The organism is Exobacillus caeni (assembly GCF_005747095.1).
Classification (GTDB): Bacteria; Bacillota; Bacilli; order Bacillales; family Guptibacillaceae; genus Exobacillus; species Exobacillus caeni.
Genome location: NZ_SWLG01000009.1, coordinates 1 through 14,182, shown reverse-complemented (window position 1 = coordinate 14,182; position 14,182 = coordinate 1). Strand labels below are relative to the sequence as shown.

Genomic DNA, 14,182 nt, shown 5'->3' with positions numbered 1-14,182 from the left:
CACCTGTCCCTCTGCTCCCGCTGGAGTCTCGCACCTTCCGCTCCAATCAACTTTTCTAGAAGCGATTTCCTTTAACAAACCCTCTTTTAGAAAAAAGCCATTCTCTCTTGTTACTTTCGAAGTTCTTTAACAGCGTCGATTAGATCTTTACCGATTTCATCTTCAAACTGGTCGTATACCGGGTCCATCGCATCGATCCATGCTTGCTTTTCTTCATCTGTAAGTTCATGGATTTCTTTTAGCGTGCCGTCTTCTTTAATCTTCTCTAAGTTTTCGTTATTCAGGCGTTCACCGTTTTCACGAACCCATTTTGTTGTTTCTTCAAGTGCTTTTTCCATGTTTTTACGTACATCGTCCGGAAGCCCGTTCCAGAACTTGTCATTAGTTATAACTGCATAACCTAGATAACCGTGATTACTTAGCGTCATGTAGTTTTGGACTTCATGGAACTTTTTAGAATAAATATTTGAAAGTGTGTTTTCCTGGCCGTCGATTACGCCCTGTTCAAGTGCACTGTATACTTCACTAAAAGGCATTGGAGTTGGGTTTGCATTTACTGCTTCGAATTGGGCTTCCAATACTTTACTGGACATTACACGAAACTTTTGTCCCGCAAAATCTTCCGGCTTTATCAATGCATGGTCATCAAGTGTCATCTGCTTAAATCCGTTATCCCACATCGAAAGGCCGAGTAGCTGCTCATCTTTCAGCATCTTAAACAACTTGCCGCCGATTTCTTCGCTTTCCATTGCCTGTTGCACTGATTTCGTATCAGGGAATGCGAATGGGAGATCAAAAACCTGCCATTCCGGGAATAGCTTTGAAACCTTTGAAGTAGCTGGTGCCGCCATTTGTACGTTGTTTTGCTGTACTGCAGCCAATACATCGTCGTCATTGTAAAGCTGGGAGTTAGGGAAGACCTGAACATCAACTTTTCCGTCCGTATATTTTTCTGCAAGTTCTTCAAACATCGCTGCTGCTTGTCCTTTCGGCGTGTTCTCTGCAACAACGTGAGAGAACTTAACAACAATTTTATCGTCGGATCCTTCGCTTCCCTTTTCAGAATCCGAACTATTTCCACTGGCATTCTCTGAACGAGCGCCACAACCTGCTAGCGCTCCTATTAACATGACAGCTGCGACTGTTAGCATTAACCATCTTTTAAACATTTTACCCCTCCTAAGTTTTCCGAAAAAAATAAATATTAAGTATCTAACTAAATGGTAGCGTTTTCAATACAGGTTTTAAATATTATGAACATAATGGACATTTTGGTCTTTTTGGTCTTTGGTAGTAAAATAAAAAAATCCCCCCTGTCATCAGGGAGATTTAGCTATTCTTGCTCATCTTGAAAGTAAGACCGTTTTCTCTTTCAAAATGGCTTTATAATGAATTTTTAAATTAAAATTAACTCAATGACCAAAACGGCCTATTTTCTCATGTAACGGTTTACCGGCCTGCCAACGGTGCCATACTGGACAGATAACTCTATTTGGCCGGTTTCTTTTAAATATTCCAGGTACCTGCGTGCTGTAACCCTGGCAATCCCAATACCTTCTGCCACATCTTCAGCAGATTGAGCGATCGATTGCCTGGAAATGTATTCTTTGATTTGCTTTAAAGTCGAGTTGTTAAGCCCCTTTGGAAGATCGATCTTTTCCTCCACTCGCTGATTCCCGGTTGTCTTCATTAGCATTTGATCAATCTGCTCTTGAGACAGTGTTTCTTTGTTTGATAGATTTCCTCTAAAGTCCCGATAGTTCTCCAGAGCTTTTTTTATTCGCTCAAATTTAAAGGGCTTTACGATGTAATCAACGGCTCCATTTTGCAGCATCGTTTTGATCGTCTCACTGTCCGAAGCAGCTGTGATGGCAATAACGTCCGTGCTGAGCTGGCCTTTTCTTATCTGGTATAGAACCTCCAGCCCATCCTTTGTAGGCATAAATACATCCAATAAAACTAGATCAGGCTTCAATTCTTTGATCTTTTTCATGCCTTCCTTGCCGTTGTCCGCTTTATCTATAACCTTGAAACCATTTACCCGTTCAACAAACTGCCTGTTAACCTCCTGGACCATCGGATCATCTTCTATCAATAAAACCGTGATTTTGGCCTTAGCCATTGTTCAACCCCCTCCCTCATTTGTCAAACTCATGCATTGGAAGCGTGATAACAAAGCTTGTCCCCTCATCAATGAATGAATCAACTTCAAGCTCTCCATTTACTTTTTCAACAATATTCTTAACCATGTAAAGCCCTATTCCATGGCCTACTTCTTGTTTCGTCGTATAGCCTTTTACAAAGATTTTTTCCTTTTCCTCTTCGCTGATGCCCTTTCCGTTATCTTCTACCACGATCGTGCACGTTTGTTCATTTTGTTCGATCCCGACAAAAACACGTTTTTTACGGTCTTCTATATCGTTTAATGCAGCAAACGCGTTTTCGATCAAGTTCCCTAAAATCAGGACAAAATCATGCTGGTCGATGCCCTCGGGAAATTCTTCTAGCCTGCTGTTTCGATCGATATCGACTTTGATTCCAAGTTCTTTTCCGCGGCTCACTTTGCTTAAAAGAAGGCCGATCAGGCTGTCATGGCCAATGTTTTTGCTTAATGTACGTGTCAGCTCCTCTTGTTCTTCAAACACCTGGAAAACATAATGTAATGCTTTTTCCTGTTTTCCAAGCTGAATCAGGCCTGCTATTGTATGGAGCTTGTTCAAATGTTCGTGATTTTGTACCCTTAAAGCTTCCACAAAAGCTTTAACACCGGTTAACTCTTCCGCCATTTTTGTCACTTCGGTTCGATCCTGGAAAATAGCAACCGCCCCGGCAACCTGGCCTTCTACGAGGATCGGAACGCGATTGCTCATGATGTTTCGCTGCTGGACCTGTATCTCTTGATTAAAGATGCCATTGTTTCGCTGGAGCACTTCCGGTAGCCGTGTATCCGTGACCACTTCACGGATAGGTTTTCCTACAACATCACCTTTCACCCCAAGCATATTTTTCGCTTTTTCGTTAAAGACTGTGATGAGCTCCCTATTATCGATCGCTATGACTCCTTCGTGCATCGCATTGAACGCTGCGGTACGCTCAACAAGGAGGCGTACAATCTCGTGGGGCTCCAGGTGGAACATTTGCTCTTTAATATGTCTTGCTAATAAGGCAGATCCGATGATCCCAAAAGCAAGCGTCAGCAGCATGATAAGCCCCACTTGCCTTTTCATTCCGGCCAGCATCTCCCAGAAAGTCGGCATCAGGTTTCCGGCAATAACGACTCCGATTTGCTCATGCCTTTCATTTAAAATCGGTACGAACGCTCTTACTGCCACTCCCGCCTCCCCCTTCGCAAGCGAGGTATAGGTGTGCTCCGCAAATGCCGCCGCTTCATCTTTTCCTTTGGACACAGTACCGAGCATGGAGCTTACAGGATGGGAATACCTGATCCGTTCCTTATTCAAAACAACGATATAATCCGCATTGTTGATAATCCGGATTCTTTCTACAATGGGATTGATCGCTTTCCAGCCCTGTGGTTCCTTGATATGCCGCTTTACTTCAGGAACCTGAGCAACCGTTCTTGCTGTTATCATCGTTCTCTTGCGCAGTTCTTCTTCCTTCGTGCTTTCAATATTACTAACGGAAATAAATACGCCGATCAGTAACGAGAACAAAACAACACTGAACGCTAGTATTGTAATTTTTAATTGTATTGGAAGTGCATTACCCTTCATATTAAAAAAATCCTTTCATCCATGTAAATGTATTTTAGCACGGAATAAAACGTGTGTTACAATGTTTTCAAACTCCTTTAAGAGGTGCCATCATGAAAAATGCTATGTGGACAATCTTAGTTATTATCATTGCAGGCATTTTGTCTGCTTCCGTATACAACCTTCAAGCAAAAGAAAATGAAATCGCTTACGATGATGATCAAGAAGGACTGAACGAGCAAATTGTTATTAAGTTTAGTCATGTTGTTGCAGAAAATACACCTAAAGGCCTGGCCGCCCAAAAATTTGCCGACCTTGTACAGGAAAAAACGAATAATCGAGTAAAAGTAGAGGTTTTTCCAAACGGAATGCTTTATTCTGATGAAGAGGAATTGGAAGCCCTTAAAGAAGGGGATATCCAGATGATTGCACCGGCGACCTCCAAACTCTCCTCCGTTGTACCTGAGTTGCAGATAATCGACTTGCCCTATGCGTTTCCTACCTATGAAGCCGTAAACGAAGCATTGAACGGGGAAATAGGCACAACACTGTTGTCTAAAATGAAGCAGAAGAATTTAGTCGGCCTTTCCTTCTGGAGCAATGGGTTTAAACAAGTATCAAGCAATCGAAACCCTCTTATCGAACCAGACGATTTTAAAGGCCAAACTTTTCGTATCATGCCAAGTGAAGTCATCGAATCGCAATTTCAGGCTTTAGATGCCAGCACAAGCCGGGTACCTTTTAACCTAACGTATAGAAATTTAGAATACGGACGGCTTAACGGACAGGAAAATACGCTCTCAAATATTTACTCAAAAAAGTTTTTTGAAGTGCAAAAATATATGACGATAAGCAATCACGGCTTTTTAGGTTATGTTCTTTTAATGGATAAGAATTTTTGGGAAGACATCCCGGAGGATATCCAGGAAGATATAACAGAGGCTATGGAAGAAGCAACGAAATGGAATCAACATTATGCGGTAATTATGAACAAATCAGCCCTGGATAAAATCGAGGAAACGTCAGATATAAAAGTCTATCATTTAACCCCCGGGGAAAAAGAAAGATGGATGAATGAATTTGAAAGCGTCTATCGGAAATTTGAACCGTTGATCGGGAAGGACCTGATGAACAAGCTGGAAAGCGTAAGAAACAAGTACCGGTTAAATTCGGAGTAACACAAAAGAGGCAGCATGAACTGCCTCTTTTTCCTTTTATTATATTGAGATCTCTTTTCCTGGTTCCATGCTCTCCGCTTCCTCTTTTCCTTTTTCGATATCTACCTTGCTTAATAGGAAGATTCCAACGAGGAAGAAAATGACGAGCGAAAAGATTCCCAAACGGCTAGACCCTGTCAGCTGACCTACCAGGCCAAACAAGAATGGCCCAAAGATTGCTGAAAATTTCGCCGAGATCCCGTAAAACCCGTAAAATTCGGCATGCCGGTTATCAGGTACCATGCTTCCAAAGATAGAACGGCTTAAAGCCTGAGCCCCACCCTGGACGAAGCCTACCGCCATTGCCAGAATATAAAAATGCAGGGCACTGGTCATAAAGTATCCGAGAATAACGATTAGTACATAAATCCAGAGTGCAAGGAACAGCGCCCGTTTTGCAGTTATCTTTTTTGCCAGCCAGCCAAAGAAGAATGCAAACGGAATTCCTACGAACTGGGTGATTAATAACGCTGCGATCAAGTCATTAGAGCCTATCCCAATGTCTCTTCCGTATATGGTTGCCATTTTAATAATGGTTGAGATACCATCGTTAAAAAGCCAGAAAGCAACTAAAAATAACAGGAGCTGTTTATACTGGTTGATTTCCCTGAATGTATTGCCAACACGTTTAAAACCGATTTTGATGTAGGAACCTTCCAGCTTTTTGTTCGCATGTTTCCGTTCATGAACATTTTTAAACAGAGGGATCGAAAAGACGAACCACCAGATTCCCACACTTGCGAAGGAAACCTGTGTTGCCACCAGGGTGTTCGGAAGGAAAAACAGAGCCGGCTTCATAATCATCGCCAGGTTTATTGCTAGAAGGAGCCCGCCCCCTATATAACCGAATGCATATCCCCGGGCAGAAACGCTGTCGATCTCGTTTTTTGAAGCTACTTCTGGCAAGAATGCATCATAAAATGCGTTTCCCCCGGAAAAACCTATCGTTCCTATTATCATTAAGAAAGAAGCCAACAGGTAATCCCCTTCCCCTACAAATGCGAGAAGGACGCTTGCAAGGATCCCCATGTATGCAAAGAAACGAAGAAACTTTTTCTTAGAATTAGAGTAATCCGCGATTGCCCCCAGCACGGGCGCCATCACCGCCACAATCAGAACGGCGATCGACTGGGAATACCCCCAATAAGAGGTCGCCAACGTTTTGTCGATTCCTTTTGCTGCTACATCGTAAAAGTAAACAGGAAGCACAGCAGCCATTATAGTCGTAGCAAAAGCCGAGTTGGCCCAGTCATACATCGTCCATGAATAAATCTCTTTCTTTTTCATAGCGTTCCCCCTAGAAACACTTTATTTTAGAATACTAGCCTTTACAGATAAAAAGGCCACTCTTCACACTGATGGAAACGGAAGGTGCGAGACCTCGACCGAAGGCATCAGTAGGCAGCTTAAAGTTGGATTGGATTTATAGGACATTGAGTCCTCTATTTGTATAAAAACACAACTTTAAAAATAAATGAGGACATACATTCCGCTATTTGCTTAAAATCGGAACAGAATAGGCGTTTTCCCAGTAAATAACGGAACCAGTGTCCTATAATTTCAAAAAATAACCCTTTTGTCACAAATAACGGAACTGGTGTCCTCTAATAATGATCAACCCTCTGATGTTTTGCACCGAGGTGGTTCACCGCCCGCTCCGCTGAAAGCGAGTATCCTGAAGCGTAAATCAGCCACTCTTCTTCGAAAGAGCAACATAGTTTTTGAAAGCAGCCTAAGATTTAAACCATTTATTTGGTGATGAACCCAAAGGCATTTTTTTATTGTTTTTTTACAATAGATTAACAGTACTAGCCATTAAGGGTCTTGTTCCTTTAAAATAAAGAGACTTATAGCTTTTAGATTATGGCATTAAAAGGAGCGTTCGTTATGGATCGAAAAGATATAGAGAAGCAAGTTATCGAAAACTATCAGCAGGATGAAAATATGATGATTCTTGTTTTTGCCCAGTGGTGTGTGAACAATGGTCTGAATCCAAAGGAACTGTATGAGCGTGCGTATCCGAATCAGGGAAAGAACCTCTCTCTTGAAAAAGTCCTCGAGCTGACGGTTCCAAAGGAAGAATCGGAAGAGATCCCGGCTCAAACCGTACTTGGCGTACTGCAGATGTTTGGCAACGATGACCTTGCTTTTGTTGTTTCAGAAGAAATGGAAAAACGAAATCGAAAGTAAGCTTCAATACTTACTATATTCGTGGTTTATATTGTTTTACCCTTTAAAAAGACACGGTTACAGAAAAAGAATGTTTAAAATAAGAGAAGGGCAACGAGCCCTTCTCCATTATTAATCTTCAAACAATTTAATTAACGCCTGTGTTCCGCTGTTTTCTTCTCCTTTTTCCGAGAGTTCATTATACAGTGATAATGACAACTCTAACCCCGGGGTCATGACACCCATTTCTTTTGCTGATTCAAGGGCAATCTTCATATCTTTTATAAAGTGCTTCACGTAAAAGCCAGGTTCGTAGTTTCCAGAAATCATCCGTGGCGCAAGATTGCTGAGGGACCAGCTTCCAGCTGCACCTGTCGTGATGCTTTGTAATACTCTTTCTGGTTCAAGGCCCGCTTTTTGGGCATAGGCGATTGCTTCACAAACACCGATCATATTGGATGCGATCGTAATCTGGTTGCACATTTTTGTATGCTGCCCGGCGCCTGCCTGCCCCTGCAAGACAATGTTTCCGCCCATCACATCTAAGATCGGGAAAACGACATCATAAGCTTCCTGTTCCCCGCCTACCATGATCGCTAACTTTCCGTCCCGTGCTCCTATATCTCCTCCAGAAACCGGTGCATCAAGGGCATAGATCTTTTTCGATAATGCATAGCTATAGATTTCCTCAGCTAAAGCTGGCCTGGACGTAGTCATGTCGATGACATATGTATCAGGTTTTGCATTTTCCAGAATGCCAGTGTTTCCAAAATAAACTTCTTCTACATCTTTTGGATAGCCGACGATTGTAATGATCACGTTCGATTCTGCAGCTAGCTCTGCGACGCTGTCCTTCCACTCGGCACCAAGTTCTATCAACTCTACAGCCTTCGCTTTTGTCCTCGTATAAATGTTTAACGAATACCCTTCCTTTAAAAGGTTTTTCGCCATACTCTTGCCCATTACTCCTGTCCCAATGAAGCCGATTGTCGTATTTTCCTTCGTCACCGTCACGTTCATCATCCTTTCTGTTTAAGATTCGTTTCGACGTTTCTTTTTCTATTCCTGTCACTGTCCATGAAAAAACCTGCCATTTTAATTATGACAGGTTTATAGCTTTTAATTAACTTTTTTCTCTCTGTTTTCCCAGAACTGATTACGCAAATGGACTTTTTGAATCTTTCCTGACGCTGTTTTCGGCAGCTCCTCCAGAAAGGAAACCGATGTCGGACATTTATAGTGTGCCAGCCGTTCTCTGGCAAACTGAATCATTTCCGTTTCCGTTAGTTCTGCTCCGTTGCGCGGTACAATAATCGCATGCGGCGTTTCTCCCCACTTTTCGTGAGGAATCGCCACAACTGCGGCTTCTATAACCTCCGGATGTTCATAAAATATCCCCTCAACTTCTATTGAAGAAATGTTTTCTCCGCCGCTTATAATGATGTCCTTTTTCCGGTCAACAATTTCTATATTCCCTTTATGGTCGACAACTCCCATGTCTCCGGTATGAAGCCAGCCATTGCGTATTGCAGCCTGTGTTGCCTCTTCATTTTTCCAGTAGCCTTTCATCACTCCGTTGCTTCTTGTAACAACCTCGCCTATTTCCGTCCCATCCCAGGCTACCTCTTCTCCTTCATCGTTCACGACTCTCACTTCATTTCCGATCATCTCGACCCCGGCTTTAGCTTTAGTTCGATAGTGTTCTTCCTTTGGCTCATCGAGGTGATGGGATCGAATATAGGAAGCAAGTGATAAAGGCGATGATTCTGTCATTCCATATACCTGGATAAATTCCCAGCCAAGGTCTTCTTCTACCCTTGAAACGAAAGCTAGCGGTGGAGCAGATCCGGCTATCACTACCCTTACATCCTGTTCGATTTCTGGCTTTTTCGAATTATACTTATCTAGAACGGCGTTTAAAACAGTCGGTGCCATGTGCATAATGGAAACCCGATGCTTTTCTACTTTATCCAGTATAATGGCCGGGTCTGCCTTTCTAAGCATCACTTGTGTGGCACCGTTAGCAGTATAATAAAACGGAGAGCCCCAACCATTCACATGGAACATCGGCAAAACATGGAGCAATGTATCACGATCGGACACACGAAGATGATGCATCGTGCTTAAGGCGTGCAAATAGTTATTCCGATGGGTAAGCATAACGCCCTTCGGCTTTCCTGTCGTCCCACTAGTATATAAAAGGCTGCATACATCGTCTTCAGAAAGCTCTTCTCTGTCAAAAGCGTCTTCAGGAAAAGAACCTGACCAGTTGTCATAGGAACGGTATTGATCAGTAGATTCTTCAGCATAGTGGACGATGATGTCAGTAACGGTTGTCAGCTTTTCTTTAATCGGTTCGATCAAATGAAAAAGCTCTGTATCGACAAACAAAGCCTTGCTCTCACTGTGGTTTAAAATATACAAATAATCTTCTGGTGTTAGCCGAATGTTTAAAGGAACCATCACCGCCCCTAGCTGATAAATCCCATAGAAACCTTCCAGCATCTCCAATGTATTTGGAGCAAGATAAGCAACCCTGTCACCTTTCTGGATGCCAAGGGCCCGCAAGCCGTGTGATAGCCGATTGACCCTCTTATTCAATTCCTTGTAAGTATACGTGTCGTCCTCATTGATAATGGCTGGTTTATCTCCGTATAAACGAACTGCCCGATCTAGAAATTCGGTTAACAATAAAGGGACATTCATAATTTCAACCCGCTCCTTCATTTATTTATTCTGAAAATTCTAACGTCATTATATCACAAGCTTTTTCTCTGTACTATAAAAACTATCTATTGTTATATAACAATTGAGCGAACAAAAAGAACCTCCCTATCAAGAAGGTTCTTAAGACAATCTTTATGTTAGAAAAGTAAAGCATCAACAGCGTAACTTCCAGGACCAATGAGTGCTATACCCAGTGCGATAACGATCAGCATCAAATTATACTCATAGCCATTCTGTGTTATCCAGTAACCGTTGGGACCGTGTACTTTTAAAATAGCAACAAGCATAGGAACAATGATCAGCAATGCTGCTAGTGGCGTAAGGAAGCCAAGTGCAAATAATACGCCACCGGCAACCTCTCCAATACCGGCCATAACTGCCAGCGTAACCCCGGGCTTCAAACCAATCGATTCAAAGAATCCACCTGTCCCTTTAATTCCGTGTCCGCCAAACCAGCCAAAAAGCTTTTGCGTGCCATGGGCTGCAAACGTTAGACCAATTACTACTCGAATCAACAACAAACCAATACTCATCATTTTTCTTTCATCCCTTTCTGTGATTTTATCTCGAAACCAATTATCTCTATTTCGAGATATATTTTTAAAAAATAAAAGCTTTTCTCCTAGTTATGCCTTTTGAAGCAATAATACGTTGAAGCAAAATAGTTTGAATTCAAGATATTAGGCAAGAAAAGCCGCCTCTTACAGCTTTTCTGCATGTAGCCCCAGCTTTTTCAACAACTTAATTGCTGTTTGTTTTTCTTCATTCGAAAGTCCGGAAAGAAGGCTGTGTATCCACTCTTCATGTTTTGGAAAAATCTCATCCATTAGCCCTCTGCCCTTTTCACTAATCACGGCATACGTGATGCGGCGATCATTCGGACATGGCTTTCTTTGCAAGTACCCTTTTTGTTCGAGCTTATCAACGACATACGTAATACTTCCACTTGCCAGCAGGATTTTTTCGCCGATCTGTTGCAGCGGCTGGTCCCCCTTATGGTAAAGAAGCTCAAGAACAGCAAATTCAGTATGATTGAGCCCGTGCTTCTGGATATCTTTTTTCGCATGATCGGTAATCGTCCGGCTTGCCCTGGCAAGAACGATAAACAATTTTAACGATAGATCTTTCTCTGTTAAATGGTCCATTCAATCATAACCTTTCGAAAATAAATATCTTGAATTCGAGATAATTATATAAAATCCTCAGGTAGTATGTCAAGCCCTTAGATTATCGAAATTCTTTTCCTGTTATCTCCTCCATTGTTCTACAAAACAAGCACCACTCTTCTGGATAGGCATTCGAACCTGATTTTTCTAAACTATCCTTCTCCGTTTCCACTTTCACACTCCAGTTAGTTCCATCCATCACAGGGTAGTCAGGCTCATATCTCTTTTTCCATTCTAATATGTTGCAAGAAGATAATTTGTTCAATAAAAAATCCTCTTCCGCTTTTTCCAGGTGTTTTACCATTTTACCCTTTTCTTCATAGCCGTTCTCAAAAGATTTGTATGTTACTGTCTTATCCTTTAAATCAATTGAAACTTCATAAGAAGGACCCATGAACCCGCCGACAAAGGCTTGAATGAAACGTACATTTTCTTTCATATAAAAAACGCCACCTCAGCTTATTTTCATCGTTTAAAAGCTATTCTTAAGGTTAAAGATACTATAAGAAATTTATGAAAGCGAGGGATCTTGTTTGGACAATAAGAAAATGGTGGAACAAATTAAACAAGATGCTGTCCGTTTGACTAACTATGATGACCTTGATTACTTAATAAATGAAATTGGTGATGCAAAATACGTCCTTCTTGGCGAGGCTTCCCATGGTACTTCGGAATTTTACAAAACACGTGCCGAACTAACAAAACGCCTTGTGAAAGATAAAGGGTTTAACTTTGTTGGAGTAGAAGGGGACTGGCCCTCCTGTTACGAACTCAACCGCTATATCAAATCTTATGAGGGTGCATCAACAAGTGTAGATGACGCAATGAAAGACTTTAGAAGATGGCCAACCTGGATGTGGGCTAACGTAGAGATCGAAGAACTTGTCGAATGGCTAAAGGACTTTAACAGCAACTCCAAGCAGGACAAAAAGATAGGTTTTTACGGTATCGATATTTACAGTTTGTACGAAAGCATGGAAGAGATTATAAACTACTTAGAAAAGATAGGCTCTGAGGATGTAAAGATTGCAAAAAGGGCTTTTTCCTGCTTCCAGCCATATGAGCGAACTGAGCAGGACTATGGCGTATCAGCTTCGTTTTTATCCGAGGATTGCGTGGACGAAGTAATTGCATTACTGATGGAAATTCAGAATCATAAAAGCCAGTATAAACACGATGAAGAATCATCGCTTAACCTTGAAATCAATGCACTTGTAGCCAAAAACGGCGAAGAGTATTACCGGTCTATGGTTCAAGGCGGTCCGGATTCCTGGAATATCCGTGATATGCACATGGTTGAAGCGCTCAACAGGCTGATGGACTTTCACGGAAAAGACGCAAAAGCTATCGTTTGGGAACATAATACCCATATCGGTGATGCGAGGGCTACGGACATGAAAGAAGAAGGAATGGTCAATGTCGGCCAGCTTATCCGCGAAAATGAAGGGCAGGAAAATGTCTTTGCGATCGGTTTTGGGACTCATCGCGGAACTGTGATCGCAGGGTCCGAATGGGGAGCTCCAATGGAGAAAATGATGGTTCCTCCAGCGATGAGCGGCAGCTGGGAAGACCTTATGCACCTGGCCGGAGAAGAAGATAAAATGCTGCTGTTAGGCCAAAATAGCACTTCATATAAGGAAACCGTCGGACATCGGGCAATAGGGGTTGTGTATAACCCTGACTATGAACGGTATGGGAATTATGTTCCTTCTGTGATGGCGAGCCGCTATGATGCTTTCATTTACCATGACCAGACAAATGCGTTGAACCCGCTTAAACAAATTTAAGGAGAGATCATTTCTCTCCTTTATTATTTAACAAGCGGACGGTTTTGAAGATAGATTTCCAGATCAGGGTTTGATCCTTTTGCAACTACATCCCTGAGTATTTTAGAAAGCATCTGGCTGTATACCGTACCGTTGTCTCCATATGCATAGAGGAAATAGCAATTTGGGAATACATCATATATCCCTATAATAGGCAGACCATCATGCGTCGAGCCGTAGAAACCAGCTAAATAAAAGTCAGGTTCAACCTGTATATCAGGGAACAGTTCATTGAATTCTTCTATCAGTTTATCCTTTTTATTCAATATTTTAGAGTCCCTATCTTCGGGGTAGGTTGTATTATCATCAAGTCCTCCGATGATTATTCGATCATCAGCAGTTGTCCGCATGTATACATACGGGCGAGCCGTTTCCCAGATCAGTGTTCGGTTATGCCAACCGTTAAAGTCTTTTACTGGCTTTGTAACTACGTTATATGAACTCGTATACAACGCATTTTTTTCAAGTTTAAATTCTAATGTTTCGTATCCGCATGCTACTATCACTTGGCGGGCTTTGATAGCATGGTTCCCTTTTGTATAAAAGGTTGCATTGTCGCTTTCCAGCTTTTTACCATTAATTTCTGTATGCTCAAAGACCCGTACACCATTCTTCTTCGCTTCTTCCAGTAATCCGAAAGTCAACTTATAGGGGTTAAACTCCCCGTCGTTATATGAATAAATTGCAGCACGCTTTTCAAAGGGATAAATGGATCCAATCTGTTCTTGATTCAGCCAATCAAGCTCAAAGCCGTACTTTTTTAAATAACTGTAATCCTTCTCAAGCTTTTTTACATCTTCTTCATAGCTTGCATAATAGAGTGTGTCTCTTAGTTTAAATTCAATATCTATCTTGCCGGAAAGCTTCTCGATCTCTTTCATCGCTTCTTTGCATAATTTATAATGCCTGGCCGTTATTTCCTCACCAAAAGCATTAACAAGCTCATAGAACATTTTCTCGCCGGAATACTGCATAAGTGCAGTGTTGGCACTGGTACTTCCCGCTCCAATTCTTCTTTTATCAACCACTACGATATCCAGATCGGTTTCACTTAAATAGTATGCGCATTGGGCACCAGAACTTCCGCCGCCAATAATCAGAACATCACAATCGATATCCTCTTCTAACACCGGGTATGTTGGAGCATCTTGAAACGTCGTGGGCCAATAAAACTTACCCGAAATTAAATCCATTGCTGCGGCCTCCTTATGAAGCTTTCGAATCACATGATCTTTTTCATTATTTGAACTCTATGTCCGTATTATTCATCAAGTAGAGTAGGACGAGGGCTTTCGCCCTCGGACCCCTCATCAAACCGGACGTGCGGCTTTCCCGCATCCGGCTTTCTTTTCGTTAGTTCCCCA

The 14,182-nt window shown here is 42.0% G+C and carries 13 protein-coding genes; 3 read left to right on the top strand and 10 right to left on the bottom strand.

Features of this window, described 5'->3' with window-relative positions; all coding sequences use genetic code 11:
* Positions 1-110: 110 nt before the first annotated feature.
* The 3 genes from FCL54_RS13745 to FCL54_RS13735 all read right to left on the bottom strand — a co-directional run bounded on the left by FCL54_RS13745 (position 111) and on the right by FCL54_RS13735 (position 3,734).
* Entirely contained in the window at positions 111-1,169 is a 1,059-nt protein-coding gene (locus FCL54_RS13745; protein WP_138127227.1) for a TRAP transporter substrate-binding protein, read from the bottom strand.
* A 260-nt stretch (positions 1,170-1,429) separates the two neighbouring features.
* Entirely contained in the window at positions 1,430-2,122 is a 693-nt protein-coding gene (locus tag FCL54_RS13740; RefSeq protein WP_138127225.1) for a response regulator, read from the bottom strand.
* A gap of 16 nt (positions 2,123-2,138) precedes the next feature.
* Positions 2,139-3,734, bottom strand: a complete 1,596-nt coding sequence (locus FCL54_RS13735) for an ATP-binding protein (protein ID WP_138127223.1) — start codon at positions 3,732-3,734, stop codon at positions 2,139-2,141.
* Between the two features lie 92 nt (positions 3,735-3,826).
* On the opposite strand from FCL54_RS13735, the gene FCL54_RS13730 reads away from it, so the two are divergent.
* Positions 3,827-4,891 (top strand): DctP family TRAP transporter solute-binding subunit, encoded by a 1,065-nt coding sequence (locus FCL54_RS13730; RefSeq protein ID WP_138127221.1) that lies wholly within the window; start codon positions 3,827-3,829, stop codon positions 4,889-4,891.
* Positions 4,892-4,930: 39 nt separating this feature from the next.
* Here FCL54_RS13730 and FCL54_RS13725 read toward each other — a convergent pair whose 3' ends face one another.
* On the bottom strand, positions 4,931-6,217 hold the full coding sequence (locus FCL54_RS13725) for an MFS transporter (RefSeq protein ID WP_138127219.1): 1,287 nt from the start codon (positions 6,215-6,217) through the stop codon (positions 4,931-4,933).
* 600 nt (positions 6,218-6,817) lie between these two features.
* On the opposite strand from FCL54_RS13725, the gene FCL54_RS13720 reads away from it, so the two are divergent.
* Entirely contained in the window at positions 6,818-7,120 is a 303-nt protein-coding gene (locus FCL54_RS13720; RefSeq protein WP_138127217.1) for a hypothetical protein, read from the top strand.
* Positions 7,121-7,231: 111 nt separating this feature from the next.
* Here FCL54_RS13720 and FCL54_RS13715 read toward each other — a convergent pair whose 3' ends face one another.
* The 5 genes from FCL54_RS13715 to FCL54_RS13695 all read right to left on the bottom strand — a co-directional run bounded on the left by FCL54_RS13715 (position 7,232) and on the right by FCL54_RS13695 (position 11,431).
* Complete coding sequence (locus FCL54_RS13715) at positions 7,232-8,113, bottom strand: NAD(P)-dependent oxidoreductase (RefSeq protein ID WP_138127215.1); 882 nt, start codon at positions 8,111-8,113, stop codon at positions 7,232-7,234.
* A gap of 105 nt (positions 8,114-8,218) precedes the next feature.
* The gene (locus FCL54_RS13710; protein ID WP_138127213.1) at positions 8,219-9,805 is read right to left on the bottom strand and encodes a long-chain-fatty-acid--CoA ligase; all 1,587 of its coding nucleotides are present in this window, start codon (positions 9,803-9,805) and stop codon (positions 8,219-8,221) included.
* A 158-nt stretch (positions 9,806-9,963) separates the two neighbouring features.
* Positions 9,964-10,362, bottom strand: coding sequence for a DoxX family protein (locus tag FCL54_RS13705; protein WP_138127212.1), 399 nt, complete (start codon positions 10,360-10,362; stop codon positions 9,964-9,966).
* A 165-nt stretch (positions 10,363-10,527) separates the two neighbouring features.
* The gene (locus FCL54_RS13700; protein ID WP_138127211.1) at positions 10,528-10,971 is read right to left on the bottom strand and encodes a MarR family winged helix-turn-helix transcriptional regulator; all 444 of its coding nucleotides are present in this window, start codon (positions 10,969-10,971) and stop codon (positions 10,528-10,530) included.
* A gap of 82 nt (positions 10,972-11,053) precedes the next feature.
* Positions 11,054-11,431, bottom strand: coding sequence for a hypothetical protein (locus tag FCL54_RS13695; protein ID WP_138127210.1), 378 nt, complete (start codon positions 11,429-11,431; stop codon positions 11,054-11,056).
* Between the two features lie 109 nt (positions 11,432-11,540).
* On the opposite strand from FCL54_RS13695, the gene FCL54_RS13690 reads away from it, so the two are divergent.
* Positions 11,541-12,779, top strand: a complete 1,239-nt coding sequence (locus tag FCL54_RS13690) for an erythromycin esterase family protein (protein ID WP_138127457.1) — start codon at positions 11,541-11,543, stop codon at positions 12,777-12,779.
* Between the two features lie 23 nt (positions 12,780-12,802).
* Here FCL54_RS13690 and FCL54_RS13685 read toward each other — a convergent pair whose 3' ends face one another.
* The gene (locus tag FCL54_RS13685; RefSeq protein WP_138127209.1) at positions 12,803-14,011 is read right to left on the bottom strand and encodes an NAD(P)/FAD-dependent oxidoreductase; all 1,209 of its coding nucleotides are present in this window, start codon (positions 14,009-14,011) and stop codon (positions 12,803-12,805) included.
* Between the last annotated feature and the right edge of the window lie 171 nt (positions 14,012-14,182).